The following is a 24,122-nucleotide window of genomic DNA, read 5'->3' as shown; positions in this document are numbered from 1 at the left end:
CTTGGCCAAAGAATTCGCCAGTCAATCCAGACGTCGGCGTCGAAGACAGGAAGAGGCGCAGTTGGGCGGCTCTGACGCGGCGGCCAGGGAGAGGCTTCGACTTGCTGGCAAGGAATTCCGGAGCGCCCAGAGCGTAAGCGCCAGTCCGAGAAGCGCTGGCAGCGTCACCGCCGGAAAGTCCCGCGGAATGACAGCAGGCGAACAGATTCCGACGGCAACCTCCCAAAAATGGAAGAGCGCGTGCGCGCAAAGCCAGGACGTCGCGGCTGCCCATAGTCCAACGCGGCGCCGCGGTTTGAAAAGCCCGAGGCCGAACGCCACGCCGAGGAACATCTGGATCATCCCGATGTCGCGAATGAAGTGCTGGTTGAAGAAGCCGGTATCAGTCACGCCCGGGACAAGTTCGTACCAAGCCAGTGGCGCGATCAGCATGAAAAGGCCGTTCGCGGTCAAGAAGGTGCCGTTGAACGCCACCGTGATGACGACCGTCGCGGCAGCGGCGCGTCCTCGAGGAAGCATCGCCTCGCGCGTCAAGAGCGCTTTCATCAATCACCTCTCGCCGAAGTGCGCTCACCACCGTGGACCGCCGACAAACTCGGAGCGGCGTGGCAGCGCAGAAGCGAGAGGAATTGTTCGCGTTGAACGCTTGGATCTCTACTGGCCCCTTCAATGTCTGCTCTCGATAGATCGCCAGACGGACCTGTACCTTGGCATAGACAAGAAGGAGCAACAGCGTACGCAGAGCTTGATCCGCATACTGGGTGGATCCTGGGCCGAGCATCACGCCAGATCCATCGACCGACATCCTGTAGTCGTCACCGCAACGGCCGGCGGCCTGCTACGGGACGCGATGCCCGACCTCAGTATCCGTCTGGCTAGCGCGGGCCTCTCGGCGGTGACCAGCAGATCGGCGCGATGATCGCACAGGGCGAATTGGACGTGCTGTTGTTCTTTCCGGACCGCTTGCCGCGCAGCCGCACGATGTGGACGTCAAAGCGCTGCTACGACTCGTGCTCGTCTATGACATTCCCGCAGCGTTCAGTCCGGACACTGCGACAGCTTTGGCCAGCTCCGGCCTTTTCAACCAGTGAAAGTGACAGGATGCGACGGACACGCGATGCCAAGTTCGTCGCGAGCGAGCGGGGGCACCGGCTGCGTATCTCGGGACACACTCCTGGCACTCGGTGACGAAAAAGCGGATAAGGTCGCCGGATGAAGATGGCATCCACCCAGATCGACCTTTTCGACGATGCGCCGGGTTACCGGCAGACGCCCCGACCATCTCCCAGGAAACGCCGGTCCGAAGTCCTGTTGCCATCCAGCGATGATGAGGAGCTTGCCCAAAGACTAGAGGAGACTGGACGCTTCAAGGTTCTGCGGAAGCTGGTACCCCGTCCGATCGTTGCCCGGGAGCAAAGCGCGTTCCCGAACGTCGCGGTGCTGGTGGATACAGAAACCACCGGGCTGCTTCATTCCCGGGACGAGATCATCGAAATCGGCGCAGTGAGCTTCACCTACAACGATGAGGGCATGATTGGGGACGTCATCGGAGTCTACAGTGGCTTGCGTCAGCCATCGGCGCCGATCCCAGCAGAGATTACCAGGCTGACCGGCATCACGGACGAGATGGTGTCTGGCCGCTACATCGATATCGCCGCGCTCGATGCTCTCGTTGAACCGGCCGACCTCGTCATTGCGCACAACGCCGGATTCGATCGCCCATTCTGCGAAGGGCTTTCGCCAGCCCTTGCTTCGAAGGCCTGGGCATGTTCGGTCACCGAGATCCGGTGGGCCGACCTGGGATTCGAAGGCAACAAGCTCGGATACCTCGTCGGTCAGTCGGGCTTATTTCATGAAGGACATCGCGCGACCGATGACTGCCACGCTCTCCTGGAGGTGCTGGCGCGGCCAGCGGGGCCAAATGGGACGCGTCCATTCACAGAGCTATTGCGATCGAGCACGCAGAGCCGGATCCGCATCTTCGCGGAGAACGCACCCTTCGACATGAAGGATCACCTCAAGGGACGTGGCTACAGATGGTCCGACGGGAGCGACGGAAGGCCGCGAGCCTGGTGGATCGAAGTCGACGAGGAGCTCTATGACGAAGAGCTTCGCTATCTGAGGACTGACATCTATTGTTGGGAGGATGCTGAGCCGCTGACCGTGCGATTGACGGCTCTTGATCGATTTCGCGCGTGAACTGGCTCGCTCGGCGGGAGCTATGCCCTCGCCACGATGTGCATCGTGGTCGGGTAGGGCATCGCCATACTCCCTGAAGTTGTGCGATCGCGCGGGCCGTTGCGGAACGCTAACGGCAGGAGCGCGCTTAGGGGCCGGGGAGGAAGTCAGGCCCTGGAGCAGCCAGTCGAATGGCAGTTTGGATGTCCTCGCTACGATAAAAATTTGCTCGGGGGACCGGCAAACTGGTCGGCATCGCTCCAAGGACTGCCTGATTCTTGGAGATCGCGCGGATTTTAACAATCGCGCTCAGATGAAATGCACGGCCCAAGTGGCATTGAGCCCGGAAAGTCCCGGAGTTCCAGAGTTGATGAGCGAAGAAGCCTACCTCCCCAGCGGTGATTTTGCCGCTGAATCCGGATCCTCAGCACTTGAGGAGAACGGGTCGGAGCGTGGGACAAATCAAATTGGAGACTCAAGCGAAAGCAGGCCAGGGCGCCCAATTTGTGAGAAGGGGGAGGGCCCCGGGCAGAACCAGGTCGTTGGTGGCGATCGCGAGCTTCTGGAGAGCCTCAAGAAAGTCCGTGATCGCGCGCTCGCCGGTCGTCGCCGCGCCATTGCTGATGCGTTCGCCCTTGCTGATCAATGCAAAGTCTTCGCCCAGCACTTGTCGAAAGCCCATCTAGTCGCGTTCATCAGGGCCGAGTGCCGCGTGTCTCGGACGGAGGCAAGTGCTTACCTGCTGCTGGCCGACTTCACCGATCCGGAACGAGCCGATCTCCAGCAGAGTGCGATCGACGTCAGTGTCCTCTGCCGCCTGGCAAAGCAACCGCCAACGGTTCGGGACGAGGCGCTTACGATGTTGCGTTCGGGGAGGTCGTTGTCGCTTGCGGATCTGCGATTGCTTCGGCGCGACGTGCTCGCAGCCGAAGCAGCGGTCTCTGGCAAGCCGGATCGTAGCGCCGTCACAGACTTGAAGAGTGCCGTCAGGTTGAAGGCACGGGAGTTCGTGGACCGCTTCCTCGAAGGCCTGGGCGGATTGGCTAACGATTTTACCGATCTTTACAACGAGACAGGCCCTGAGGATCGTTCGCCCGAAACGGTTTCCAGGGTCGATGCGCTTGCCGAAAATGCTCGTCGGCTTGCAGCCCAGCTCCAGAGGCTCGTACCGGTCGATTTCCTGACTTCAGGCGACGAATGGCCCCAGCATTCGTGGAGCCGCGTACTTCGTACGCTGAATCTACTCGCAGATCGCAGGCTGTGTTCTATCGAAGGATGGTCTTGGCCGGACGTGGATCCGCTTTGGATTGACGAGAGCCGGCACGAGCCCTTGATGTGGGCACTCGGACAAGAGTTGCCGGAGTTGAGCCGTCATCGACGTCGGCTCGGCCAGGGCGTCGTCGCACTCGATCGCCATCCGCAGAGTTCCAGGTCCCGGCCTGCGAAGCCCTATCAGTACTCGGTGCTCGAGCTGTGTGCTGGCGCTGGAGGTCAGGCGATCGGTCTGCACGCCGCTGGATTCTGGCACGCCGGAATCTTTGAGAAAGCTCCCGAAGCTGTCGCAACCCTACGTGCCAATCGTCCCAAATGGCCGGTGTTCGAGGCGGATATCAATACGATCGATGTCAGTCGCTACCGGGGCGTGGATCTTGTTGCCGGCGGCCTGCCTTGCCAACCTTATTCGCAGGCAGGAGAGCGGCGCGGCGCAGGGGACGAACGGGATCTTTTCGATCGAGCTCTTCAGATCATCGAGCAAGTCCAGCCGAAGGCGATCCTGATTGAGAATGTGGTTGGCATCTCCCAGGTCACCCACGGAGTGCGCCGACTTCAAGTATACTCTGAGCTCGAGCGTATGGGTTACGACGCGGAGTGGAGGATCATCGAGGGTCCCGACTTCGGACTGGCTCAGAATCGTCGCCGCGCGATCCTTGTCGCGCTCCGTCGCGGCCTGATGCACCGCTTCCGTTGGCCACTCGCTCCGGAAATGGCGCCGACGTCGGTCGGCAGCCGGTTGAAGGATTTGATGGGAGCCCGCGGCTGGGTTCGATTGGATCAATGGGTCGCCGGAGCCGACGGCCTCGCGCCCACGCTGATCGGGGGAAGCGCGAAGAAGATGGGCATCGATTTGGCCCAACCAAATTCGCGGCAGGCCTGGTTCAATATCGGCGTAGACCCCCGAAAGCCTGCCAAGGAAGCGCCCGACCCGGACTTCGATGGAATCCCCTGTCTGACCCTTCCGATGCTGGCGCGGCTCCAGGACTTCCCAGACGATTGGGGCTTCTCCGGATCGCGTCAGGCGCAATTCAGGCAGATGGCCAACGCCTTTCCCCCGAGACTTTCCCGCGTCCTGGGACTCGCAATCCAGCGTGCACTCTCAGGCGAAGAAATCGATGTGAGAACGGCAATCGAAGCGCCGCTTTTCAAACGGCTCGATCTGGCCGAATTCAATCGGCATTTGCGCGAGGCGGCTGAATAGCGTCCGAATTTAGCCCATTGCGTCGCTCGCCGAGGGCGGCAGGCTTTCGCGCTGTGCTGATCCAAGATTGGCCCAGGTTCTAGCCGCGTTCATTGTTGTCTCAGTTTGCTACGATCAAGCCAGCCATATGTGATGACAATCCGGGCTGCCAACCGATCACGCTGGGCCGAGCAAGAGGTGTGTTTCGGATTTCGATATACCTTCCATGATCCGGATGCCGGTGAGGAGCCGATTGAACTCGGCCATGCTGGGGACGTCGATTTCCGCGATCAGATCCCAAAGTCCGTTGGTGGTGTGAAGCGCGGCGAAGCCCGGGTTCTTTCTCAAGCTCGCCACGACGCCCTTCATGTTCCGCCCCTCGAGTTCAATCATCATGATTCCGCGGATTCGGTCGGTCGCGTCATGGTCTTTCAATCGAACGGTGAAGCCGGCGATCACTCCGTTCGCGATCAGTCGATCCATACGGGTTTGGACGGTGCCCCGCGCAACGCCCAGGAGCTTCGCCAACGTTGGGACCGTTGCTCGCGCGTTGACACGTAGCTCTGCGATTAGGCGATGGTCGAGATCATCCATAATGCTCTGCCGATTCCGTCAGTCTGTCTGACAGTATGGACAATCCATCATCGATTGTGAGCTTGGGCAACGTTTCTGCTCTTCATGTGCTCGGATATGTTGCCGCCCGGCTGCAATCGCGGAGCGTCTGATGAATTCCCGACCGACTTGGAATCCCGGCCCTCGAGTTCGAGAGCTGTCCTGCCGTCTTGTCGGCTGGGGTAGCGAAACCGGCTCCCTGGGCGAGGCCGAATTCGGGGAGCGAATGGCTGAATTGCTCCGCGACATTCCATATTTCCGCGATCATCCGGGCCAAGTGCGGTTGGTCAACAGCCATGGCGATCCGATGACGCGAAGCGTGGTGGCCATTGTGCGGGGAAAAGGGTCCCGCGCACTGGCCCTGGCGGGGCATTACGACGTCGTGTCAGTCGAAAACTACCGGGAGCTGTCTCCGCTGGCGTTCAAGCCCGACGAACTGCTGGCGGCGTTGATCGCCGATCTGGAGAGCCGGCCGCTAAACGCGGGGGAGCGTCGCGCTCTGGAGGACTTCAGGGGCGGCGAGTTCCTGCCCGGTCGCGGGCTGCTCGACATGAAGAGCGGTATAGCTGCTGGGATCGCCGTTCTCGAAGCTTTCGCCGCCGATCCGGAACGGCTCGGCAATCTCATCCTGATCGCGACCCCCGACGAGGAGCGCGGCTCGCGGGGAATGCGCAGCCTACGCGATGCGCTTCCGACCATCGCAGCCGAATTCGGACTCGACATCGAGGCAGGCATCAACCTGGACGCGACGAGCGATCAGGGAAATGGAACAGAGGGCCGCGCTATCTATCGCGGCACGATCGGCAAGGCCTTGCCCTTCGCGTTCGTCGTCGGCCATTCCTCCCATGCGAGCTATCCGTTCGAGGGTGTCAGTGCCCAACTGATCGCGTCAGAGATCACGAAGGCCGTGGAGGCTAACCCTGCGCTGTCCGACAGGGCAGGGGGTGAAGTCTCGCCGCCGCCGATCTGCCTGGAGGCGAAGGACCTACGAGGAGGCTATGAGGTCACAACGCCTGAGCGGGTCTGGATCGCCTTCAACTGGCTCTCGCACAACTGGACGGCCCCTGAGCTTCTGCGCCTTTTCGAACAAGCCGTCCGAACGGCCGCGGTTGCGGCTAGCGAGCAGTTCAATCAGCGTGCGCACAGCTATGCCACGATGCTGGGAATACCCCAGGTGGCCCCGGTGGCAGCCGCTTCGCTTATCGCGGTCGGAGAACTGATGAAGCGGGCCGAGCAGGTCGGCGGAGCCGATGCCGTTGCCCGGGTGAACGATGTAGAGCTCGAGTGGCGCGCCTCCGACGATCCTCTCGCTCAGACGCGTGCGATCGTCAGCGCGATGGTTACGGAAGCCAGCGTGACCGGTCCTGCCATCTTCTATGGCTTCAGCAGTCTCGTATATCCCTCGACCCACCTCTCCAGGGCGGCAAATCCCTCCGGCTTTGCCGACGCGATCGAAAGCGCGCGGCTCGCGCATGAAAGCGCCGGTGGAGGAGCGCTCAAGTATCGTGAGTATTTTACCGGCATTTCGGACATGAGCTTTTTGGGACATCGCCCATCCGACGCCGATAGCGACTCCATTGCCGCCAATACCCCGGCCAGCGAGCTTGTCGACGCGGTCGGCGAAGATGCCCTGTCCTTCCCGGTTGTGAACATTGGCCCGTGGGGACGGGAATTTCATCAAAGGCTCGAGCGAGTGCACACTCCTTACGCTTTCGATGAATTGCCCCGGTTGCTGCGGGAGATCGTGAAGCGTTTCCTCGGATAGGTCTGCTGAAACCCAAGCGGGGGAACCAAACGCTTAGAATAAGCTGCCCTGGGGAGGCGGTTCCTCGGGCGGACGTTTCGCTGGCGGGCTTTCGGCGGAGACGGGCTCCTCGGTGGCAGGATCGTCGTCGCCGACCTTAGCGTTGTTCATCCTGCTGTTGACGATCCACTCGCGAAGCTCGGGTGGAGGCTGGTCGAGGAGCTCCTTCCCACCGGTGCCATCGAGCCAGGCGTCGAAATCCCTGGGGTGCAGGATTGCTGGCATCCGGTGATGGATGGCCGACATCCACTTATCGGCGTCCCGGGTGATAATCGTGCAGGAAACGATCTCCTCGCCGGTCTCGGGATCGGTCCATCGATCCCACAGGCCTGCGAACGCCAGCAATCCGCCATCCGCAGCGCTGATCCGGTGCGGGACCTTTTCGCCCTTCGTGCCCGTCCACTCATAGAACGAGCTTGCCGGGATGATGCAGCGCCGCTTGACGAAGGCCGAGCGAAACATCGCGCTGTCGCTCATTCGGTCGGAGCGAGCGTTATGGGTCGACCCGACTTCCGAAGGATTCTTCTTCCACCACCCCGGGATCAGCCCCCCAGCGCGCCTTTCGAAGCTCTCGCCCGGCCTCGGTCTTCACGATGATGTCGACGTCGGTGGTCGGCGGGATGTTGTAGCGGGCGCGCAGGTTCGGCCGATCCGCAGGCACGGTCAGAGGTTGGCTGAAGGTGACGATCTCTTCCCAGGTGTAGGCTTGGCTGAATCGACCGCACATCGGGTGCTGCCTCTATTGAATGTGAGAAATCTTGGCCTGCTCCTCGTTGGCCTTCGCGAGGAAGGCTTCGAGCTTGGCCAGCAACCCGGGCGTGAAGACCAAGTTCATGACCTGGCCGCCGGCCATCTCCAGGCTGATCATCGTTTCTCCCTGAGGATCGGTCGTTATAGCCACCTGCCTCACGTCAACGACGTCGAGATCGATTTCAGGCAGCTCGGCAGGCTTCTTCGCCATCAATCCCGGTCCGTGGTCGGTCGCCATAACTCATCCGGTACGCGCTCCCCGGTCACTTGTTCCTCGGCTATGCGGTCGGCTTGAAGCTCGGCTTCGATACGCGCAACCTCAAGGAAATACGCGAGAGTACCGAAGCTGCGTGCATGTCCGTCTTCAGCATAACGATGCGCTCGAGCAAATCATCCGCGCGACGGAGCCGGACGCGCGGATCGCCAGAGCTCCGAACGGCATCCGTCATCGTACTTCCTGATCCCTCACCTCTAGCTGACCTTTTCCGATGACGCGCCAAGCCGCATAGTGCCGATATGAAGGCCTTTGTCCTCACACGATATGGCGGACCTGAAACAGCACAGCTCCGCGACGTCCCCAAACCGGTTCCGGGGGGTGGCGACGTGCTCGTGCGCGTATGCTCGGCAGGTCTGAACCCCGTCGACTTCAAGACCCGCGAGGGTAAGCTGCGCGTCATCCAGGGCTACCCGCTACCGGTCGTGCTCGGGAACGAGTTTGCGGGCATCGTCGAGGCATGCGGCGAGGCCGTCTCCCGCTTCGCTCCGGGCGATCGGGTTTTTGCGCGTGTTCCGAAGGACAGGATGGGAGCCTTCGCCGAATACGCTTGCGTGCCCGAACAGGTCGTCGCGGCCATGCCGGAAACCCTTGATTTCGATACAGCGGCAGCTATTCCGCTGGCGGGGCTAACGGCTTTGCAGGCGCTGCGCGATGAGCTGCATCTGCGGCCCGGAAACCAGGTCTTCATCTCCGGAGGAGCCGGCGGGGTCGGCACTCTCGCGATCCAGATCGCCAAATGGCTCGGCGCTCAGGTCGTCACGACCGCATCGCCACGTGGCCGCGCCCTTGTCGAAGAGCTCGGCGCAGACACCGTCATCGATTATACGACCGAGCGGGCCACAGATCGTGTTCGAGATGTCGATGGCGTCTTCGATCTCGTGGGCGGCGAGACGCTAGAGCAGTCGTTCGCCCTGGTGAAGCCCGGTGGCACGGTGGTTTCGATCACCGCCACGCCGGAACCCGAGACCGCTCGGAAGGACCTCGGGCGCGGACTGCTGCTGGCAGGGCTATTCTGGTTCGCCAGTCTTTCGCTGCGGATGAAGGCGCGAAAGCATGGCGCGCGCTACCGCTTCCTGTTCATGCATCCCAGCGGAGCCGAGCTTTCCGAGTTGGCCGCTCTCGTCGATGCCGGACGGCTTCGTCCAATCGTTGACCGGGTGTTCCCATTCGCCGAAATCGAGCAGGCGTTTGCTTATCTCGAAACCGGGCGGGCGAAGGGCAAGGTCATCGTGCAGATGCACAAGCCGACAGTCGGCTAGCAACCGCGTGGAGAACTGTACCGTCCGCCCATGACCCGTTGCGGAAACGTGCCATCTGATACAAGGCGCTATGTTCGAGACGATTATGCGGTGGGCGAAGAGCCTGAAACGGGACGTGGTGGCGTTGTGGATTGCCGCGCGCGATCCCCGCACCCCTTGGCTCGCCAAAGGCATCGCGGCCTTCGTCGCGGCTTATGCACTAAGTCCGATTGATCTGATCCCGGACTTCATCCCCGTCCTGGGATATCTGGATGACCTGCTCATTGTCCCGCTGGGCATCGCAGCGGCCCTCCGTCTCATTCCCCCAGCGCTCATGATTGAATTCAGACGAGAGGCAGGTATTCGAAGCACCCGGCCTCGCAGCGTAGTGGCTGCTGGATTTATCATCGGCGTGTGGTTGGGTACGGCTTCGGCGGTCGGCTATTGGGTCTGGCTCCACGTCCGCTAACGTCCCGTTGCGGAACCTGCGCCAGGGCCTCACACTTGAGTGCCGAATAAGCCGCCGCACCAACGGGCCAACACCATGATCGTTCATCAGAACGCCAATGCCCGGACGAATTTCTCCTCCGTGAAGCAAACGCGCATCTGCCCTGTCGCACCGAGCGAGGATCCGATGCGGTACGGGATTTCACATTCCTGCAACCATGTCTCGATCGCGCGGAGCTTCATCTCGAACCCGGCCGGGGGAACTTCGATCTCGATCTGATGAGCCCAGCTATCGGTCTGACCGATTATCGCCACATGCCCCGCATCTTGGCTCGTACGTCGACCTTGGGGCCGGCGCTCGGCATCCGGCCGGTTTCCGTCCCTGAGGCGATCGGCCAGCCGATCCGCTCGAAATGACCGAGCAAGCCATTCGGGATGAACCTCGTGCGGTTGGCGTAAACGTGGCGGTCACCGGTTCCGGATTGGCCGGACGTGAAAAAGCGTTGCGGCACGATCAGGTGAAGGTCGTCCTTCGCCCGCGTCATCGCGACATAGAGCAGGCGCCGTTCCTCCTCGATCTCGTCCCTCGATCCAGTCCCCAGGTCAATGGGAAGGCAGCCGTCGACGGTGTTCATGACGAAGACCGACTTCCATTCCTGGCCTTTGGCGGAATGGATTGTCGACAGGATCAGGTAGTCTTCGTCGAGATGCGGTACCCCGGCCTGGTCGCTTGTCGCATCGGGGGGATCGAGCGTGAGCTCGGTCAGGAAGCGCTCCCGGGAAGGATAGCCGCTGGCAATCTGCTCGAGCTGCACCAGGTCGGCCTGTCGCGTGGATGCGTCCTCGTGGATTCGTTCGAGATGCGGCTCGTACCAGCGCCGGGCGCGCTCAATCTCACCGGGCCAGCCGGCGCGGCCCGATCGGATCTCGGCGACCGCGATGAGGAACCTGGGCCAGTCTTCGCCTGCGCGCTGAGGAGCAGGAGCGTTATCCAGCGCTTCGATCGGGGAGGCCGCCTGTGCGATGTGATCGAGGACGCGCTGCGCCGACGTCGGCCCCACTCCCGGGAGAAGTTGCAGCACTCGGAAGCCGGCGACCTTGTCCCGCGGGTTCTCCACGAACCGGAGTATCGCCAGAAGGTCCTTGATATGGGCACTGTCGAGGAACTTCAGCCCGCCGAACTTCACGAACGGAATGTTGCGACGAGTCAGTTCGATCTCGAGGGGGCCGCTGTGATGCGACGCCCGAAACAGGATCGCCTGTTGCTTCAGGGTCGAGCCGCCTTCGCGGTTCTCGAGGACCTTATCGGCGATGAAACGGGCCTGATCAGCCTCGTCGCGAACATGAACGAGCTGGGGAGGAGATCCGTTGGCGCGGTCCGTCCAGAGGTTCTTGGTGAAACGCTCCGTGGCCAGATCGATCACTGCGTTGGCGGCCGAGAGGATGGCTTCGGTCGAGCGGTAGTTCTGGTCGAGGGTGACGACCTCAGCAGGGGGGGAGAACGCGGCGGGGAAGTCGAGGATGTTGCGTACCGTCGCGGCGCGGAACGAATAGATCGACTGGGCATCGTCCCCGACGACAGTCAGCCCCCGGCCATCGGGCTTGAGCGCGAGCAGGATCGAGGACTGGAGGCGGTTGGTGTCCTGGTACTCGTCGACCATCACATGGTCGAAGCGCGAGCCGACATCCACAGCGATGTCCGAGTCGGTCATCGCCTGCGCCCAGTAGAGCAGGAGGTCGTCGTAATCGAGGACGTTCTGCTGCTGCTTGGCCTCGACATAGGCGGCGAACAGGTCCTTGAGTTCGGCTGCCCAGGCAACGCACCACGGATATGACCGACCGAGCACGTCCTCGATCGGCAATTCCGAATTTACGCACCGCGAATAGATCGCAAGGCAGGTCCCCTTCGTCGGGAAGCGCGCTTCCGTCTTCGAGAAACCGAGCTCGTGCCGGACGAGGTTCATCTGATCGGCGGAATCCTCGCGATCGTGGATGGTGAAGGCCGGGTCGAGGCCGAGCTGATCGGCGCAGTCGCGGAGGAGCCGGGCGCCGATGCCGTGAAAGGTACCCGCCCAGGTGAGGGCGTCGCTCAGCACCCCGGCACCGTCGCCGAGAACCTTCCGCGCGATGCGCTCGACGCGCTTTGACATCTCCGATGCCGCGCGGCGCGAGAAGGTCATCAGCAGAATACGCCGTGGGTCGGCGCCGCTGACCAGCAGGTGCGCGACCCGATGCGCCAACGTGTTGGTCTTGCCCGATCCGGCGCCCGCAATGACCAGGAGCGGGGAGGCCGCTATTGCGCCCACGCCATGAACTACGGCGCGCCGCTGCGCCGGATTGAGCGTGTCGAGATAGCTGATCGGGGCGACGGCGTTCATGAGGATCTGATGGATAATGATTCGTCCGAGCGTACCATGTCGAATGATAAGCGCGCGTCAGGATCGGCTGCGCTTGGTATCGCGGGTAGCTCCGCGCCCCCGATACAAGATTCCCCAATGGGCTCCCCGGCCGCGGTCTCAATGATCGAAATCGAGGCCACCCATGATGTCTTTGAAGCGCGCGGCCTGGTCCGGATCGGAGAACCAGAACACCCGATATCGCTTGCCGTCGTAGGCGACCTCATGGCCACGAGGAGCAAGCGACGAGAGCGGTCCGGTCGCCGGTACGATGCCGAGCCCATGGCCCGGCGGGATCTCAACGGCGACGTGGTGAGGCCAGCGACGGTCGACTTCAGCAGGCGATAGCTCACCCTTGCGTCTCATGTTTCGCCGACGACGCGAGGACGGCGCCGCCCCTCGGAAAAGCGACCGCGCAAGAACCCGCGCGACGATGCTGCATCGGCGTCGGCTGCCATGACGGCCAGGTCCCGGAGGACCATCCGAATCGCCTCCCGGGAATCTCCGCTGGCTTCCTCCAGGACCGCATCGATCTCCTCATCGGCAACGGCAAAAGGGTCTGGTTCAGGCGGGCGCTGAGGCACGGCTGCTGTCATGGTTCTCACTCGGGATGCGAGAACATAAAGAGAACATATGGATTTACGAGTCAAGCCGGAAAGACCAACGACAGAGGCCCGGTGACGTCGGGGCCGCTACCTGGCGCTGCCCCGGCATATGAAGAAAACGCCCCGCGGTTTGGTCGCTACGGATCCAAATTCTGGCGGAACAGAAATGGCGCCCAGCTCGTTCGAAATGCATTCAGTGGACCATTCCACGAGTTTCGAGGAGCTTAGACATGAAGAAGCTTTTGCTCGCGTTTCTCATCGCGGCAACGACCTCCTTTGGTGCGCTCGCTCAGACCGCGACGACTTCACCCGTACCATCGCCGAAGGGCGAAGCGGACAAGAATGCTCCGCTTCCAGGCGCGAATAGCTTCACCGAAGGGCAGGCGAAGAGCCGTCTCGAGGCCAACGGCTATTCGCAGATTGGTCCGCTGACGAAGGACGCCAATGGCGTCTGGAAGGGCAGCGCCACGCATGGCGGCGCCAAAGTGAACGTCACCGTCGACTATCGCGGCAACATCACCCGCCAGTAATCGGAGACTCCCATGACTCAGACACTGACGCGTTCCTATGAAAACTACGAGACCGCCCGGTCGGTGGTCGAAGCCCTCGAAGCCGAGGGCGTCAGCGCCGCTGACATCAGCGTGGTCGGTCGGCACGCCAAGGCCGATGACAGCAATGCCGGTGAAGGCGCTGGAATCGGCGCGGCACTCGGCGGAGCAGCCGGTCTGCTCGCAGGTGTCGGACTGCTCGCCATTCCCGGGATCGGCCCGGTGGTGGCCGCAGGTTGGCTCGCGTCGACGGCAGCGGGCGCCGCGGCCGGCGGCGTCGCCGGCGGGATCGTCGGAGCGCTGACCAGCGCCGGCCACAGTGAAGAGGATGCCAACTACTACGCCGAAACGGTTCGGCGCGGCGGTACCGTTGTTTCGGTTCGCGTTGCCGATGAGCAGGTTCCGGCGGTCGAGGCCATCCTCGATAGAGCATCTCCCATCGACAGGGATGCCCGTCTCGCGGAATACCGTGCAGCAGGGTGGAACCGGTTCGACGAGACGGCCGAACCCTATCGCTCCACGGTGATCTGAACAAAGCCGTCCGGCTTTCGGAAGAGGGCGGACCAGCCCTCAGGAACGACCAAGCGCTGGGGGATTTTCCTGCCAAAATGGAGAGCGGCATGGGTTGGTTTTCTAAAGACATCGCCACGATGGACGACCTCTTCGTCCATACGCTTCAGGACATTTATTACGCCGAGAACCAGATCAAGAAGGCGCTTCCGGACATGGTCGAAAAGGCCACCAGCCCGGATCTCAAGCGAGGCTTCGAAACGCATCTGCGCGAGACCGAGGGCCAGATCACGCGCCTGAAGGAGGTTTTCCGCCTGCATGGCGTTGAGGAAAAGGGCGTCACCTGCCCTGCGATCGACGGCATCCTCGAAGAGGCCAATGACGTCGCCGGCGAAGTCGAAGACAAGCAGGTGCTCGACGCAGCGCTGATTGCCGCGGCCCAGGCGGTGGAGCATTACGAGATCACGCGTTACGGCACGTTGGTCGCCTGGGCGAAGCAGCTCGGTCGCAATGACTGCGCGTCGCTCCTAAAGCAGAACCTCGACGAGGAAGCCGCGACCGACGAGAAACTCACCAAGCTCGCGCTGGACGGTATCAATCGCAAGGCTGCTTGAGCGCGCGGCCCCGCCGGACATCCGGCGGGGTCTTTTTCTCTTCGGAGTGTACAGGAGTCCTGATGCTTTCATCCGAACCGTTTACTTCCGGCCGGGATCTCGCGCTGCGGATGAATGCAGCTTACCCGCACCGCGATTGGGTGGCGCTTCTGGCGGAGAGAGCCGGGAAGAGACGGGACTTCGTGGAATGGCATCTTCAGGAAGATATGGCGCCGCCGGAAGCTTTGTCGCGAGCCGCCTCCGAACTCCTCGACGAGATTGCTGCAAGCAACCAATCCGAATTGGACTCCAGCCATGACTTTCAAAAATCATGAGGAATATGAGGCTGCCGTACAGCGCGCCGCCGCGCTGAGCGACGCGCCCGCAGGTTCACCGCAGGCAGCAGAGTTTCTACGGCTTACGGACAAGATCCGGCACTGGAATGAGGCGCACAAGGGCGAAAAGAGCCATGGTCCTGAACCGTCCGACAGCTTGCTCAAGCCGGACGATCTTCCTTTCTCGGGCCTGCCCGGCAATCTCGGGAAGCTCAACAAAGATTGACCCGCCTGCCATCACAGGATCGGATGACCGCCAGTTACCGCGATGGTGGCGCCCGAGACGTAGCTCGAGAGTGGATCGGCGAGCATCACATAGGCCGTCGCGAGCTCCGCCGGTTGTCCCGGCCGCTTCATTGGGACCTGCTTGCCGAACTGCGTGACGCTCTCGCCCGTCATCGTCGAGGGGATCAGCGGTGTCCAGATCGGCCCGGGGGCTACGGCATTGGCCCGGATCCCTTTCTCCGCCAGCAACTGCGCCAGCCCGCCGGTGAAGTTCTGGATGGCTCCCTTGGTCGTGGCATAGGCGAGCAGGGTCGGATTGGGCTTGTCGGCGTTCACCGAGGCTGTGTTGATGATGCAGGAACCAGGCTTCATGTGCGGGACGGCAGCCTTGGTCAGGTAGAACATCGCGTGGATGTTCACCGCGAAGGTCAGTTGCCATTCTTCGTCCGAAATGTCGCCGATATTCTTGAAACTGGCCTGATGGGCAGCGTTGTTGACGAGGATGTCGATGCCGCCGAATTCGGCCACGGCCCGGTCGACGATCTGGCGGCAACGGGCCGCTTCCTGGATGTCGCCGGATACCAGCACGGCTTTCCGTCCGGCCTTCTCGACCCAACCGCGGGTTTCCCCGGCATCCTCATCCTCGTTCAGATAGGAGATCAGGACGTCCGCGCCCTCCCGCGCGAAAGCGATGGCAACAGCCCGCCCGATGCCGCTGTCGCCACCGGTGATGATGGCGCGCTTGCCCTCGAGACGACCCGAGCCGACATAGCTGTCCTCGCCATGGTCCGGTCGGGGCGTCATGGCATCGGTGCGCCCCGGCATCGGTTGCTGCTGCTCAGGGAAGGGCGGTTCGAAGTGTGATGTCATCGTTTTTTCCTCGAAACGCGAGTCAGTGCTTGCTCTTGTGCTCGGGTTTTCCCTTGCGCTTGGTCGAAGCCATCTTCTCGAGTTCGCTCTCGCTCATCGACTTTTCCATCGACTTCGAGGCGCCCTTGAGCTCGCTTTCCTTGATGTCTCCGCGCTTTGCGGCGAGCGCGGCGCCCGCGGCCTTCTGTTGAGCGGCTGATTTTGCAGGCATGTCGTCCTCCTTCACTTGGATGAACGGGTGACGGCCTCGATCTTGTTGCCGTCGGGGTCGAAGACGAAGGCGCCATAGTAGTGAGCGTCGTAATTCGGGCGTACACCCGGGGCGCCAGCGTCGGTGCCACCGTTGGCGAGCGCGGAATGGTAAAAGGCGTTCACGATCTCTCGGCTACCCGCAGCAAAAGCGATGTGGGTCCCGTTGCCGCTGGAAGCCCTCTTGCCGTCAACGGGCGTCTCGATGCTGAAGAGAATGCTGCTCACGCCATAGTCGGCCGATCGATTGCTGCTGCTGAGAAGCCGGATCCCGAGTTCCGCAAGGACCGCGTCGTAGAACGTGCGCGCATTCGCGAGATCATTGGTGCCGACGGAAATATGGTCGATCATTGCGCCCGCTCCGTCCGCTGGGCGAGAACGTCTTGGTATTCAGGATGCCGCCTCGCCCAGTCCGCGATGAATGAGCAGGCGGGAACGATACGCTCTCTGCGGCCGCGTGCGCGCTCGAACAGGGCTTCAGCAAGCTGCGAGCCGAGACCTCGACCGCGCAAACTCGACGGCACCTCGGTGTGCGAAACAATAAGGTAGCCATCAAGGCGCCGATACGTTGCGAAGGCCTCCCCGCCCGGAACCGCCATCACGAACCTGTTGTGTTCAGGGTCGTCTCGGATGCTTGGCGGTTTCGTCGGCATGGGGCGCTCCTGAAAGAGGCGGTGTCCGGGTTGAACCCCGGCAGCCGATCGGAGTTCCCTCTCGCAGCGATGCTTCTCGAAGCCCTGCGGGACTGGGAACGGTGAATGAAACACTCGATCTGGACCCGATTCAGATTTGCCTGGGTGACCGGCGGCTTCTTCCTGATCAGCCTGGTCGGCCACTGGGTCTTCGGCTGGTTCGCCCTCTGCCAACGACCTAGCGAGCCATGGTCAGGCCGCCAGCTTCGAGGGGCTCGATACCATCCTGCGCAAGGTCGATCGCGACGACGGCGACCGCCTCATCGAGGAGATCGACCGCGACTACGCAGGCCGCCACACGGATCACCGCTATGTCAGAGAACGCCAGTCATAAGGTATTCGACGGTTCGGCGCTTCCCGGGCTCCATGTCCGGGCGGAGCGCTTGATCGCGACGGCATGCAGCCTGCGGATCCGGCTTGTGACCGTCGAATCCTGCACGGCCGGCGCGATGGCGCATGCGCTGTCCCGTCCGTTCGGCGCAGCCCTGGCTCTTGCCGGGGGGTTTGTCACCTATACGAAGGCAGCCAAGGAGAAGCTGGTCGGCGTACCTAGGCCGCTTCTCGCGGAATGCACCGCCGTGCATGCGGAGGTGGCGAAGGCAATGACTCTCGGCGCCCTCGAACGTAGTGGAGCGGACTGCGCGATTGCCATCACCGGCGTGACCGGCGCAGAACCCGATGAGGACGGAAACCCGATCGGGCGGGTTTTCGTCGGTTTCGCTCGGGCCGGTGAAACACGCACATTGCACTGCGAGTTCGGTCCGCTCGCTCCAGACGCGCTTGCTCACCTGGCAATCCAAGCGGCTATCGCCTTTGGCCTGTCGCAACTCGGCGATGAAGCGGCCCATACTGCTCTGAATAAGGCCCTTGCCTGTTAAACCGGCTACGTAACCCGAGCAGATACCTGTCAAAACTTATGCCATCTGGAAGGTCGCCAATGTCCGGGGTTCCGATGATCAAGCGGCGGTATTCTCGGCCGACTGTCGATAGCGCTCGACTGCGCGCCTCTTCAGATCATCTTCGTCTTCTGCAATGGCGACCAGAGAGGCCACGATATAGGCTAATCTGGTCCGCTCCTTCTCATCTCGCGCATCGGGAATGGTCGATCTGATTTCATCCCACGCGGCATCCAAAGCAGCCTGCGCTCGAGCGAGATCGACCGGATCATTCAACGATGAGAATGGCATGGTTCCTTCCCCGTAGCTGGGTGATAGGATTTCTGAGAAATTAGCGCGCCGCGGCGCTCTGCCAAGATGCCAAAGTTAAAAATTTGAGACGGACTTAGCCCGACCGATCTTCGGAAGCGCCGCGGCATCGTGTTTCCTGAGCGCGTCCCACGGATCTCGCCTCGCGCCGGGTGACACGCAATTCCTCAAGGGTGTGCTGCCACTATCCGCAGAGGAGGGCGCCCGGCAGGGTCGGCCGTCGCGCGGGCCAGCCCTGACCAGTTCCTCATGTGTGGGATCCTTCGGCGCGAGGATCTGGAGACCCGCTGTGGGCGGTCAAAATACCGGATGTGATCGGTGCATCTCTCCAAAACTGTACCCAAATCCGACAATTGGGTACAGTTTTGGTTGAATTGCCTCTCGATCGCCAAGGAGAGCGAAGGCTTAGGCGCCTTCACACTGACATCGTCGGCCTAGCTGTTCAGTCGATCCATCTGGAGAGCGAGCGAAAGCGACAGCCCTTCGGGGTCCCATTTCCGCTCGATTGTCGCGCCGAGTCCACTCAGCGTCGCCTTTTCGAGCTTGCTGCCGAAGCCCGCCTGCGCGGGAGTTCCCGCAATCGTTGGGCCGCCGCGCTCCGTCCAGTGGAGTTTCACCGTCTCGCCTTCGCGCACGAGCTTGACGTTGAGCCGACCTTGCGGAGAGGAGAGCGCGCCATACTTCGCCGCGTTTGTCGCAAGCTCGTGCAACACCAAGGCAAGGGCCGTCAAAGCAGACCCTCCAACGGAAACCTCTGGCCCAGAAATCTCCAGCGCCTCTCGATGCTCCGCTTCGTAAGGCGATAAAAGTGCACGCACCAGGCTGAGGAGGTCGGTGGAGGCGCGATCGCCTTCGGCGTCGGCCGAGATCGTGAGATCATGAGCGCGAGCCAACGCAGTAAGCCGTTCGCGAAGTTTCTTGGTCAACTCGTCCACGTTAGTGGCCGATCGCGCGCTCAGCGAAATCAGCCCGCCGGTCAGGGCAAAGAGATTCTTGATCCGGTGGTTCATCTCGCGCATCAGGAGGGCTTGCTGCTCCTGCGCCTGGATACGCTCGCTGATATCGCGCGCGATTTTCGACGCGCCGACGATCACGCCATCCTCGCTGCGGATCGGTGAAACGGTCAGCGCCACATGAATGAGCGATCCGTCCTTGCGCCGCCGCAGGGTTTCGAAATGGTCGGTCCGGCGTCCTTCGCGAACCCCGCCGATAATCATATCCTCTTCGTGCAGTCGCTCATCAGGGATCAGCATCGTTATCGGCTGCCCGATCGCTTCCTCCGCGGTGTAGCCGAACAGGCGCTCGGCGCTGGCATTCCAACTCGTGATCGTGCCGTCGAGGGACTTGCTCACGATTGCATCGTCGGAATGGGCTACGATAGCCGCGAGCTTCGCGTTGGCTTCCTGCGCGACCCTCCGGGCCTCGGATTCCCGACGCGCCTCAGCAAGAAGCGCGGCGTTGTCGATGGCAATGGCAGCGTGAGCGGCGATCGCCTTGACGATCTCCTCCGCCTCTTCGTCGAATTGCCCAGGCTCATCGTGAGCAATGAAAATGCCGCCATGAACGCTGCCCGTTCGCGTGATGACCGGAACCGCGAGGTAGCTCACGACGGGCAAGTGGCCGGGAGGCATGCCAAAATGCGGAGCGCTCAATCCGTATCGGGGGTCCTGGCGAATATCGTCCGAGCGAACGACGCCGGTGCCATCAAACGTTGGCGCAAACACCGCTGTTTTACGCGGCATCTCGAAATCGGCGAAGGCCGATCTCGGTACCCCCGACAACGTGTAGAGGCTGTAGATTTCGCCCTTTTCGTCGACTTGATTGTAGAAGAAGGCGCCGAACTTTCCTCCGGACCACTTGGTCGCTGCATCCGTGACGAGGCCGACCAGTTCCGCGAGGTCGAATTCCCCGGCGACAGCGCGGGCAATGCGACTGAACATCCGCATGCGCTCGATCTCGGTGGAACGCGCATCCGCGCCTCGCACTTGCTCCCTGTTCAAGCGTCTTCCCCCGCGCAATCAATCCGAGCGCACCTGAAGATGCCATGTCAAATCGAGCGGCAACACATCATTTGCCAAGTCGTCCTGTCAATGCAGCGCTTACAGTCTGGAGGAAGCCCACTGGGGTGAATCACCCATCCGATCGGGATAATGACGTCCACCCGTCAATTCTCCCCGTTGGCGGAACTGATGCGATCCAGTCCCATTTCAACGAATTGGGGCTCGGTTCTAGCGTTCGCCGTCGCAACGGCTGTGGTCCAATCGTCGAGGCCGGAATGATCCATGCGAGCCCCCACGTGAGACCGACTATCCTGATCGTTGAAGACGAGCCGCTTCTGCTGATGGATGCGATCGACATGGTGGAGGAGGCGGGGTTCGAAGCCGTGGAGGCATTCAATGCCGACCGGGCAATAGAGATTCTGGCGTCGCGGTCCGACATCCGTATCGTGCTCACCGATATCGAGATGCCGGGCTCTATGGATGGTGTGAAGCTCGCCCAATATGTTCGCGACCGTTGGCCTCCGATCGAGATCATCATAGTCTCTGGTCATCGCACCGTGGCCGCCGAGGACATGCCGGATCGCGGCCTGTTCTTTTCCAAGCCCTATAATCGCCACGCCCTCGCTTCGGCCATGAGAAGATTGGCGTCATAGCAGCGACCGTCTGCCATCGATCGGACCATCGAACCGTAGGCCACCATCTGTTTCGAGCTGCGGCAGGCCTCGTTCCTCAACCTGGCGTGAAGTATATCTCGCTCGCACTGGAAGCGTCCCGGACCAGTCGCGGGGAAGGTCCCGCGTGGTTCGACGGTGAAGCGCTTTCCGGGCCAAGGTTGGGCGTGGAGGTACATGATTCGTGATTCATCCAGCGGCGCTCGCCTGCGAATCACCGTGGTTTCGAGCCCAGGGAAGAGTCCTCATCCTGCCGCAGCGATCGGCGCTGACCCTCTGAAAAGTGACCGCGCAAGAACCCGCGCGACGAAGCAGCATCGGCGTCGTCCGCTATGACGACGAGATTGCGCAGCACCATCCGGATCGCCTGCCGGGAATCTCTCCTGGCTTCCTCCAGAACCGCATCCACCTCCTCATCGAAACGGCACAAAGGTCCGGTTCAAGCGTGAAGCACTGCTCGCTCGGCGCGTTTCTCGAGCGCGCTCTAACGAGCTCGCCGCTCGCCGGGCCGTGCGCAATTGCTCGAGCGTAGGTTGCCACCATCCTCGGAGGAGGGCGCTCACCGCGGTGGAATGTCGTGCAGGCCAGGTTTTCACAAGTTCGTGGTGCGTCGGGCGACGCCACAATGCCCAGACCAGTTCGTCGGGTTGTCCGGAACTCCAAGGGTAATGCCGGGCGGCGGTCTCCGCGGGAACGACCTCGCCGGTAACCTCAAGGACGACGAGCGGTCCTTGATGGGACATGACCACTCTGTCGAGCGGCGGCTGCTCGCTCGCCGGGACAGGATAGCGCCGGCGGCGCCGCTCAGTCATCGCTGCTTTGGCGTCTTCGTACTCGGGCGAGGATTTCGCCGCTTCGCGCCGTTGCCTTCGAGCCTCTGGCTCGCTGCGTTCGGCGGCGGCCTCGATCGCCGGCCATCTCCTGCGAAGTTCATCGATCGAGCGGAATGGTACGTGCCAAGCCTTGTCTTCTCCGTTCCACCACGCCCACGGAACCGCGCGCAATTCCTCGACGACGGTTCGTGAATAAGGGGTGCGCACGACGATCTCGTCGGCGGCTTCCAGATAAGGACTGACGATCGGCTCGACGAAAAGGAATCGCGGCCGCGCTCATCCACGAGGGTGAATGTACTCGGCAGCTCGCGATCGAGCCATCGCGCCACGCGAAGCATCGCGGTCGTGCCCGGTATCCGCCAAGCAGCCAGGTCGTCGTTCCAGCGCGCTCTCGGAAAAGCGTCCCGAAATCGTTCCACGGCAGCGGCGTCGAACGGGAAGGAAACGATGGCACCCGGCCCTTCTTCATCATCGCGAATTTCAATATCGTTGCGTTCGCGCCTGGCCATCGGCCTACGATCCCACAGTCGCGAGGGACGGCGCCTGTCCCGTCGCCGTTGAAGCGAGCAGCCGCAGTGGCGCTGCCTACTGCGTGAAGCGGACCGTCGTGCCGGGCCTGACAAGCTGGGCCAGTTCCTCGGCATCCCAATTCGTTAGCCGCACGCAGCCATGCGATGACGCCTTGCTGATCTTTTCGAAGGCTCCGGCGTACCATGAATGCCGAAGGTCGGCTTGGACAGTTCGATCCAGACCGTGCCGACCGGGTTGTTGGGACCCCTGGGGAGCACCAGTTTGCGCTTGTTCTTCCCCTGCTGGAAATTCTTGACCGGATCGTAGTGATAGGTCGGGTTCTTCACGACCCTCACCACCTGATACTCGCCCTCGGGCGATGGGGTATCCTCGCTGCCGATCGTGGCCGGGTATATCGCGATCACCTTCCCCGTCGCATCGAGCGCTCGAACCATGCCATTGGTCTTGTCGGCCTCGACGGTTCGGGCCTCGTCCGAAGGAGCGGTTCGACCGACCGAGACGACGTGCAGCGCTTCTTCACGCTTCCGATCATGCGTTCGCGGGTTGAGGACCCTGAGAAGGCCCTCGCTCATATGAAAGCGTTCGGCGAACATCTCCTGCGCGTTCCTGTAGCCGAGGCGCTTCATCCGGGCCTGGCGAGCGTAGTCGTGAGGGATGCGCCGGACGAACCGGGTTTTGATATCGTCCTTCGTCACGACGTAGTCCGAGACGATGTCCGAGCTGACGTCCCCTTTGAGCGCCTGCCAGGTCGCGGCGTCGATGATTTCGCCGGTTCCGAGATTTTTGCGGCGACGGAACTGGTCGATGGCCTTCCGATAGTTGTCGCCGTCCAGTCCGTCGATCTCCCCGGGAGAGACCCCCTGACGCGCCAGCAAGACCTGAGCCTTGACGATCGATGCGTTGGGGCGCGTCACTTTGCTTTTCGTGGTGGCCGGGGGACCCGCTCGGTTCCCCTCGTCGGAAGTGAGGGCTTGCGCAGCTACCGGTGCCAGCACGACGCATCCACCTAGCAAGGCTGCCCGGAAGAACTTCAGCAGCTCGATAACAGCTCGTGGCACTGAGATCACCGTCGTTGGCCCAATGTACCGCCAACGCGATCTTTCATCCCGGAGTTCCGCGTCCGTGTTGCCTAGGATGCCAGCTTCCCAAGGGCGCCGTGATCAACATGCAGCGGGGCATTCAGCGTCCATCTGCGTTAAATGGCGCTATACCGCTTTTCCAGCGCGTCGAACTCGGGCTTTCGGACCAACCGCTGCCTCTCGCGAAAGCTGGCGACCGGACCGGTCTCATCGAGTTCACCGCGCTCCTTGAGCTGCCCGAGAGCCGATTGCATGCCTTTGATCGCGGACTGCAAAGCTACGTTGGCATAGAGCACCAGCGCGAACCCCATCTGAGCGAGGCGCTCCTGGCTGACAACCGGAGTTTTTCCACCAACCACGATGTTGATCAGAAGCGGCGCGGCAATCAGTTGCGGCAAGCTTTCCATCTCTTGGATGCTTTCCGGAGCCTCGACGAAAATGATGTCCGCGCCGGATTGTTCATAGAGTTGGGCACGCTCCACCGCACGTTCGAATCCTTCAACCGCCCGCGCGTCGGTACGAGCCATGATGAGTGTCTCACGCGAACGGCGCGCGTCGACGGCAGCGCGGATTTTTCCCGCCATCTCCTCCGCCGGAATGACTTCCTTTCCGGAGAAATGGCCGCACTTCTTCGGAGAAACTTGGTCTTCCAGTTGAACGACGTCGGCTCCGGCCCGCTCCAGCGATTGAACCGTGTGCCTGACGTTCAAGGCGTTGCCGAACCCGGTGTCCGCATCAACGATCAGGGGGAGGTCGGTGGCCGACTTGATAGCCATCGTGTGCTGCACGAGCTCGGGCAGAGAAATGAACGCCAAATCCGGCAGGCCGAGAAACGTGTTCGTCAGCCCTGCACCGGAGAGATAGATCGCCTCATAGCCGAGATCCGCGATAACGAGAGCGGCAAGAGCATTCGCCGCCCCAGGCACGAGCAGACCTTCGCGCTTCATGAGCTGCTCGCGGAAGTTCGAGTGCGCGCTGACCATTTGCGTCTTTCCTACTCGTTCACGCTTCTGATGCCG

The 24,122-nt window shown here is 62.0% G+C and carries 27 protein-coding genes and 1 pseudogene; 12 read left to right on the top strand and 16 right to left on the bottom strand.

Translation table 11 applies throughout. From position 1 onward, the window contains the following. Positions 1–21: 21 nt before the first annotated feature. On the bottom strand, positions 22–546 hold the full coding sequence (locus AC1DE3_RS21245) for a hypothetical protein (RefSeq protein ID WP_476852733.1): 525 nt from the start codon (positions 544–546) through the stop codon (positions 22–24). 672 nt (positions 547–1,218) lie between these two features. On the opposite strand from AC1DE3_RS21245, the gene AC1DE3_RS21240 reads away from it, so the two are divergent. After that, positions 1,219–2,199, top strand: coding sequence for a 3'-5' exonuclease (locus AC1DE3_RS21240; RefSeq protein WP_476811935.1), 981 nt, complete (start codon positions 1,219–1,221; stop codon positions 2,197–2,199). Between the two features lie 349 nt (positions 2,200–2,548). Then, entirely contained in the window at positions 2,549–4,654 is a 2,106-nt protein-coding gene (locus tag AC1DE3_RS21235) for a DNA cytosine methyltransferase (protein ID WP_476811931.1), read from the top strand. Between the two features lie 156 nt (positions 4,655–4,810). On the opposite strand, the gene AC1DE3_RS21230 is transcribed toward AC1DE3_RS21235, so the two are convergent. After that, positions 4,811–5,227 carry an Lrp/AsnC family transcriptional regulator gene (locus tag AC1DE3_RS21230; RefSeq protein ID WP_476852732.1) on the bottom strand — a complete coding sequence of 139 codons (417 nt, stop codon included), beginning with the start codon at positions 5,225–5,227 and terminating at the stop codon, positions 4,811–4,813. Between the two features lie 130 nt (positions 5,228–5,357). On the opposite strand from AC1DE3_RS21230, the gene AC1DE3_RS21225 reads away from it, so the two are divergent. Next, on the top strand, positions 5,358–7,010 hold the full coding sequence (locus AC1DE3_RS21225; protein ID WP_476852731.1) for a M20/M25/M40 family metallo-hydrolase: 1,653 nt from the start codon (positions 5,358–5,360) through the stop codon (positions 7,008–7,010). A 33-nt stretch (positions 7,011–7,043) separates the two neighbouring features. Here the strand turns inward: AC1DE3_RS21225 and AC1DE3_RS21220 are convergent, their stop codons facing one another. From AC1DE3_RS21220 to AC1DE3_RS21210, 3 genes are read right to left on the bottom strand one after another with little or no spacing between them, the layout of a single operon-like run. Then, positions 7,044–7,592 (bottom strand): SOS response-associated peptidase, encoded by a 549-nt coding sequence (locus AC1DE3_RS21220; protein WP_476812349.1) that lies wholly within the window; start codon positions 7,590–7,592, stop codon positions 7,044–7,046. Next, complete coding sequence (locus AC1DE3_RS21215; RefSeq protein ID WP_476812348.1) at positions 7,543–7,776, bottom strand: SOS response-associated peptidase family protein; 234 nt, start codon at positions 7,774–7,776, stop codon at positions 7,543–7,545. Before AC1DE3_RS21215 ends, AC1DE3_RS21220 begins: the two co-directional genes overlap by 50 nt. Positions 7,777–7,788: 12 nt before the next feature. Continuing rightward, positions 7,789–8,037 (bottom strand): hypothetical protein, encoded by a 249-nt coding sequence (locus tag AC1DE3_RS21210; protein ID WP_441473332.1) that lies wholly within the window; start codon positions 8,035–8,037, stop codon positions 7,789–7,791. A gap of 365 nt (positions 8,038–8,402) precedes the next feature. Between AC1DE3_RS21210 and AC1DE3_RS21205 the strand changes: the two genes are divergently transcribed. Both AC1DE3_RS21205 and AC1DE3_RS21200 read left to right on the top strand, forming a co-directional pair. Further along, positions 8,403–9,335: an NADP-dependent oxidoreductase gene (locus AC1DE3_RS21205; RefSeq protein WP_476852730.1), complete on the top strand. Its 933-nt coding sequence runs from the start codon at positions 8,403–8,405 to the stop codon at positions 9,333–9,335. A 70-nt stretch (positions 9,336–9,405) separates the two neighbouring features. Further along, entirely contained in the window at positions 9,406–9,783 is a 378-nt protein-coding gene (locus AC1DE3_RS21200) for a YkvA family protein (protein WP_476852729.1), read from the top strand. A 283-nt stretch (positions 9,784–10,066) separates the two neighbouring features. Here AC1DE3_RS21200 and AC1DE3_RS21195 read toward each other — a convergent pair whose 3' ends face one another. The 3 genes from AC1DE3_RS21195 to AC1DE3_RS21185 all read right to left on the bottom strand — a co-directional run bounded on the left by AC1DE3_RS21195 (position 10,067) and on the right by AC1DE3_RS21185 (position 12,753). Beyond that, positions 10,067–12,139 carry an ATP-dependent helicase gene (locus AC1DE3_RS21195; protein WP_476765284.1) on the bottom strand — a complete coding sequence of 691 codons (2,073 nt, stop codon included), beginning with the start codon at positions 12,137–12,139 and terminating at the stop codon, positions 10,067–10,069. A 138-nt stretch (positions 12,140–12,277) separates the two neighbouring features. Beyond that, positions 12,278–12,523 carry a hypothetical protein gene (locus tag AC1DE3_RS21190; RefSeq protein WP_476765285.1) on the bottom strand — a complete coding sequence of 82 codons (246 nt, stop codon included), beginning with the start codon at positions 12,521–12,523 and terminating at the stop codon, positions 12,278–12,280. Then, positions 12,520–12,753: a hypothetical protein gene (locus AC1DE3_RS21185; RefSeq protein WP_476812266.1), complete on the bottom strand. Its 234-nt coding sequence runs from the start codon at positions 12,751–12,753 to the stop codon at positions 12,520–12,522. The genes AC1DE3_RS21190 and AC1DE3_RS21185 overlap by 4 nt, the downstream gene beginning before the upstream one ends. 239 nt (positions 12,754–12,992) lie before the next feature. Here AC1DE3_RS21185 and AC1DE3_RS21180 point away from each other — a divergent pair, with 239 nt between their 5' ends. The 5 genes from AC1DE3_RS21180 (at position 12,993) to AC1DE3_RS21160 (ending at position 14,974) form a co-directional block, all read left to right on the top strand. Beyond that, entirely contained in the window at positions 12,993–13,292 is a 300-nt protein-coding gene (locus tag AC1DE3_RS21180) for a PepSY domain-containing protein (protein WP_476765286.1), read from the top strand. Positions 13,293–13,304: 12 nt separating this feature from the next. Next, positions 13,305–13,841 carry a hypothetical protein gene (locus AC1DE3_RS21175; protein ID WP_476765287.1) on the top strand — a complete coding sequence of 179 codons (537 nt, stop codon included), beginning with the start codon at positions 13,305–13,307 and terminating at the stop codon, positions 13,839–13,841. 89 nt (positions 13,842–13,930) lie between these two features. Then, the gene (locus tag AC1DE3_RS21170) at positions 13,931–14,434 is read left to right on the top strand and encodes a YciE/YciF ferroxidase family protein (protein ID WP_113255015.1); all 504 of its coding nucleotides are present in this window, start codon (positions 13,931–13,933) and stop codon (positions 14,432–14,434) included. Positions 14,435–14,496: 62 nt separating this feature from the next. Continuing rightward, on the top strand, positions 14,497–14,748 hold the full coding sequence (locus AC1DE3_RS21165; protein ID WP_476852728.1) for a hypothetical protein: 252 nt from the start codon (positions 14,497–14,499) through the stop codon (positions 14,746–14,748). Further along, positions 14,729–14,974 carry a hypothetical protein gene (locus AC1DE3_RS21160; protein ID WP_476765288.1) on the top strand — a complete coding sequence of 82 codons (246 nt, stop codon included), beginning with the start codon at positions 14,729–14,731 and terminating at the stop codon, positions 14,972–14,974. Before AC1DE3_RS21165 ends, AC1DE3_RS21160 begins: the two co-directional genes overlap by 20 nt. Positions 14,975–14,985: 11 nt before the next feature. Here the strand turns inward: AC1DE3_RS21160 and AC1DE3_RS21155 are convergent, their stop codons facing one another. The 4 genes from AC1DE3_RS21155 to AC1DE3_RS21140 are packed head-to-tail and all read right to left on the bottom strand — an operon-like array spanning position 14,986 to position 16,745. Continuing rightward, positions 14,986–15,843: an SDR family oxidoreductase gene (locus tag AC1DE3_RS21155; protein ID WP_476765289.1), complete on the bottom strand. Its 858-nt coding sequence runs from the start codon at positions 15,841–15,843 to the stop codon at positions 14,986–14,988. 22 nt (positions 15,844–15,865) lie between these two features. Continuing rightward, positions 15,866–16,054 carry a DUF3008 family protein gene (locus tag AC1DE3_RS21150; RefSeq protein ID WP_441514473.1) on the bottom strand — a complete coding sequence of 63 codons (189 nt, stop codon included), beginning with the start codon at positions 16,052–16,054 and terminating at the stop codon, positions 15,866–15,868. Between the two features lie 11 nt (positions 16,055–16,065). Beyond that, positions 16,066–16,443, bottom strand: a complete 378-nt coding sequence (locus AC1DE3_RS21145; protein ID WP_476765291.1) for a VOC family protein — start codon at positions 16,441–16,443, stop codon at positions 16,066–16,068. Then, positions 16,440–16,745 carry a GNAT family N-acetyltransferase gene (locus AC1DE3_RS21140; RefSeq protein ID WP_476765292.1) on the bottom strand — a complete coding sequence of 102 codons (306 nt, stop codon included), beginning with the start codon at positions 16,743–16,745 and terminating at the stop codon, positions 16,440–16,442. Before AC1DE3_RS21140 ends, AC1DE3_RS21145 begins: the two co-directional genes overlap by 4 nt. A gap of 350 nt (positions 16,746–17,095) precedes the next feature. On the opposite strand from AC1DE3_RS21140, the gene AC1DE3_RS21135 reads away from it, so the two are divergent. Continuing rightward, positions 17,096–17,662, top strand: a complete 567-nt coding sequence (locus AC1DE3_RS21135; protein WP_476852727.1) for a CinA family protein — start codon at positions 17,096–17,098, stop codon at positions 17,660–17,662. A 78-nt stretch (positions 17,663–17,740) separates the two neighbouring features. Here AC1DE3_RS21135 and AC1DE3_RS21130 read toward each other — a convergent pair whose 3' ends face one another. Further along, entirely contained in the window at positions 17,741–17,971 is a 231-nt protein-coding gene (locus AC1DE3_RS21130) for a hypothetical protein (protein ID WP_441514340.1), read from the bottom strand. Between the two features lie 452 nt (positions 17,972–18,423). Further along, a complete protein-coding gene (locus AC1DE3_RS21125; protein WP_476852726.1) occupies positions 18,424–19,989 on the bottom strand; it encodes a PAS domain S-box protein in 1,566 nt (521 codons plus the stop codon). 125 nt (positions 19,990–20,114) lie between these two features. Here AC1DE3_RS21125 and AC1DE3_RS21120 point away from each other — a divergent pair, with 125 nt between their 5' ends. Continuing rightward, complete coding sequence (locus AC1DE3_RS21120; protein ID WP_476852725.1) at positions 20,115–20,642, top strand: response regulator; 528 nt, start codon at positions 20,115–20,117, stop codon at positions 20,640–20,642. 1,436 nt (positions 20,643–22,078) lie between these two features. On the opposite strand, the pseudogene AC1DE3_RS21115 reads toward AC1DE3_RS21120, so the two are convergent. Both AC1DE3_RS21115 and AC1DE3_RS21110 read right to left on the bottom strand, forming a co-directional pair. Then, positions 22,079–22,458, bottom strand: a pseudogene (locus AC1DE3_RS21115) (L,D-transpeptidase). A gap of 761 nt (positions 22,459–23,219) precedes the next feature. Further along, positions 23,220–24,086, bottom strand: coding sequence for an isocitrate lyase/PEP mutase family protein (locus AC1DE3_RS21110; protein ID WP_476765296.1), 867 nt, complete (start codon positions 24,084–24,086; stop codon positions 23,220–23,222). Positions 24,087–24,122 lie beyond the last annotated feature (36 nt).

Source organism: Allobosea sp. 10L417 (assembly GCF_056395485.1).
This window is presented reverse-complemented; position numbering and strand designations above follow the sequence as displayed.

Excerpts from the sequence above, each read along its gene's own strand:
- AC1DE3_RS21245 (WP_476852733.1), bottom strand. The coding sequence starts at position 546 with ATGAAAGCGCTCTTGACGCGCGAGGCGATGCTTCCTCGAGGACGCGCC.
- AC1DE3_RS21240 (WP_476811935.1), top strand. The coding sequence starts at position 1,219 with ATGGCATCCACCCAGATCGACCTTTTCGACGATGCGCCGGGTTACCGG.
- AC1DE3_RS21235 (WP_476811931.1), top strand. The coding sequence starts at position 2,549 with ATGAGCGAAGAAGCCTACCTCCCCAGCGGTGATTTTGCCGCTGAATCC.
- AC1DE3_RS21230 (WP_476852732.1), bottom strand. The coding sequence starts at position 5,227 with ATGGATGATCTCGACCATCGCCTAATCGCAGAGCTACGTGTCAACGCG.
- AC1DE3_RS21225 (WP_476852731.1), top strand. The coding sequence starts at position 5,358 with ATGAATTCCCGACCGACTTGGAATCCCGGCCCTCGAGTTCGAGAGCTG.
- AC1DE3_RS21215 (WP_476812348.1), bottom strand. The coding sequence starts at position 7,776 with ATGTGCGGTCGATTCAGCCAAGCCTACACCTGGGAAGAGATCGTCACC.
- AC1DE3_RS21210 (WP_441473332.1), bottom strand. The coding sequence starts at position 8,037 with ATGGCGACCGACCACGGACCGGGATTGATGGCGAAGAAGCCTGCCGAG.
- AC1DE3_RS21200 (WP_476852729.1), top strand. The coding sequence starts at position 9,406 with ATGTTCGAGACGATTATGCGGTGGGCGAAGAGCCTGAAACGGGACGTG.
- AC1DE3_RS21195 (WP_476765284.1), bottom strand. The coding sequence starts at position 12,139 with ATGAACGCCGTCGCCCCGATCAGCTATCTCGACACGCTCAATCCGGCG.
- AC1DE3_RS21190 (WP_476765285.1), bottom strand. The coding sequence starts at position 12,523 with ATGAGACGCAAGGGTGAGCTATCGCCTGCTGAAGTCGACCGTCGCTGG.
- AC1DE3_RS21185 (WP_476812266.1), bottom strand. The coding sequence starts at position 12,753 with ATGACAGCAGCCGTGCCTCAGCGCCCGCCTGAACCAGACCCTTTTGCC.
- AC1DE3_RS21180 (WP_476765286.1), top strand. The coding sequence starts at position 12,993 with ATGAAGAAGCTTTTGCTCGCGTTTCTCATCGCGGCAACGACCTCCTTT.
- AC1DE3_RS21175 (WP_476765287.1), top strand. The coding sequence starts at position 13,305 with ATGACTCAGACACTGACGCGTTCCTATGAAAACTACGAGACCGCCCGG.
- AC1DE3_RS21170 (WP_113255015.1), top strand. The coding sequence starts at position 13,931 with ATGGGTTGGTTTTCTAAAGACATCGCCACGATGGACGACCTCTTCGTC.
- AC1DE3_RS21165 (WP_476852728.1), top strand. The coding sequence starts at position 14,497 with ATGCTTTCATCCGAACCGTTTACTTCCGGCCGGGATCTCGCGCTGCGG.
- AC1DE3_RS21160 (WP_476765288.1), top strand. The coding sequence starts at position 14,729 with ATGACTTTCAAAAATCATGAGGAATATGAGGCTGCCGTACAGCGCGCC.
- AC1DE3_RS21155 (WP_476765289.1), bottom strand. The coding sequence starts at position 15,843 with ATGACATCACACTTCGAACCGCCCTTCCCTGAGCAGCAGCAACCGATG.
- AC1DE3_RS21150 (WP_441514473.1), bottom strand. The coding sequence starts at position 16,054 with ATGCCTGCAAAATCAGCCGCTCAACAGAAGGCCGCGGGCGCCGCGCTC.
- AC1DE3_RS21145 (WP_476765291.1), bottom strand. The coding sequence starts at position 16,443 with ATGATCGACCATATTTCCGTCGGCACCAATGATCTCGCGAATGCGCGC.
- AC1DE3_RS21140 (WP_476765292.1), bottom strand. The coding sequence starts at position 16,745 with ATGCCGACGAAACCGCCAAGCATCCGAGACGACCCTGAACACAACAGG.
- AC1DE3_RS21135 (WP_476852727.1), top strand. The coding sequence starts at position 17,096 with ATGTCAGAGAACGCCAGTCATAAGGTATTCGACGGTTCGGCGCTTCCC.
- AC1DE3_RS21130 (WP_441514340.1), bottom strand. The coding sequence starts at position 17,971 with ATGCCATTCTCATCGTTGAATGATCCGGTCGATCTCGCTCGAGCGCAG.
- AC1DE3_RS21110 (WP_476765296.1), bottom strand. The coding sequence starts at position 24,086 with ATGGTCAGCGCGCACTCGAACTTCCGCGAGCAGCTCATGAAGCGCGAA.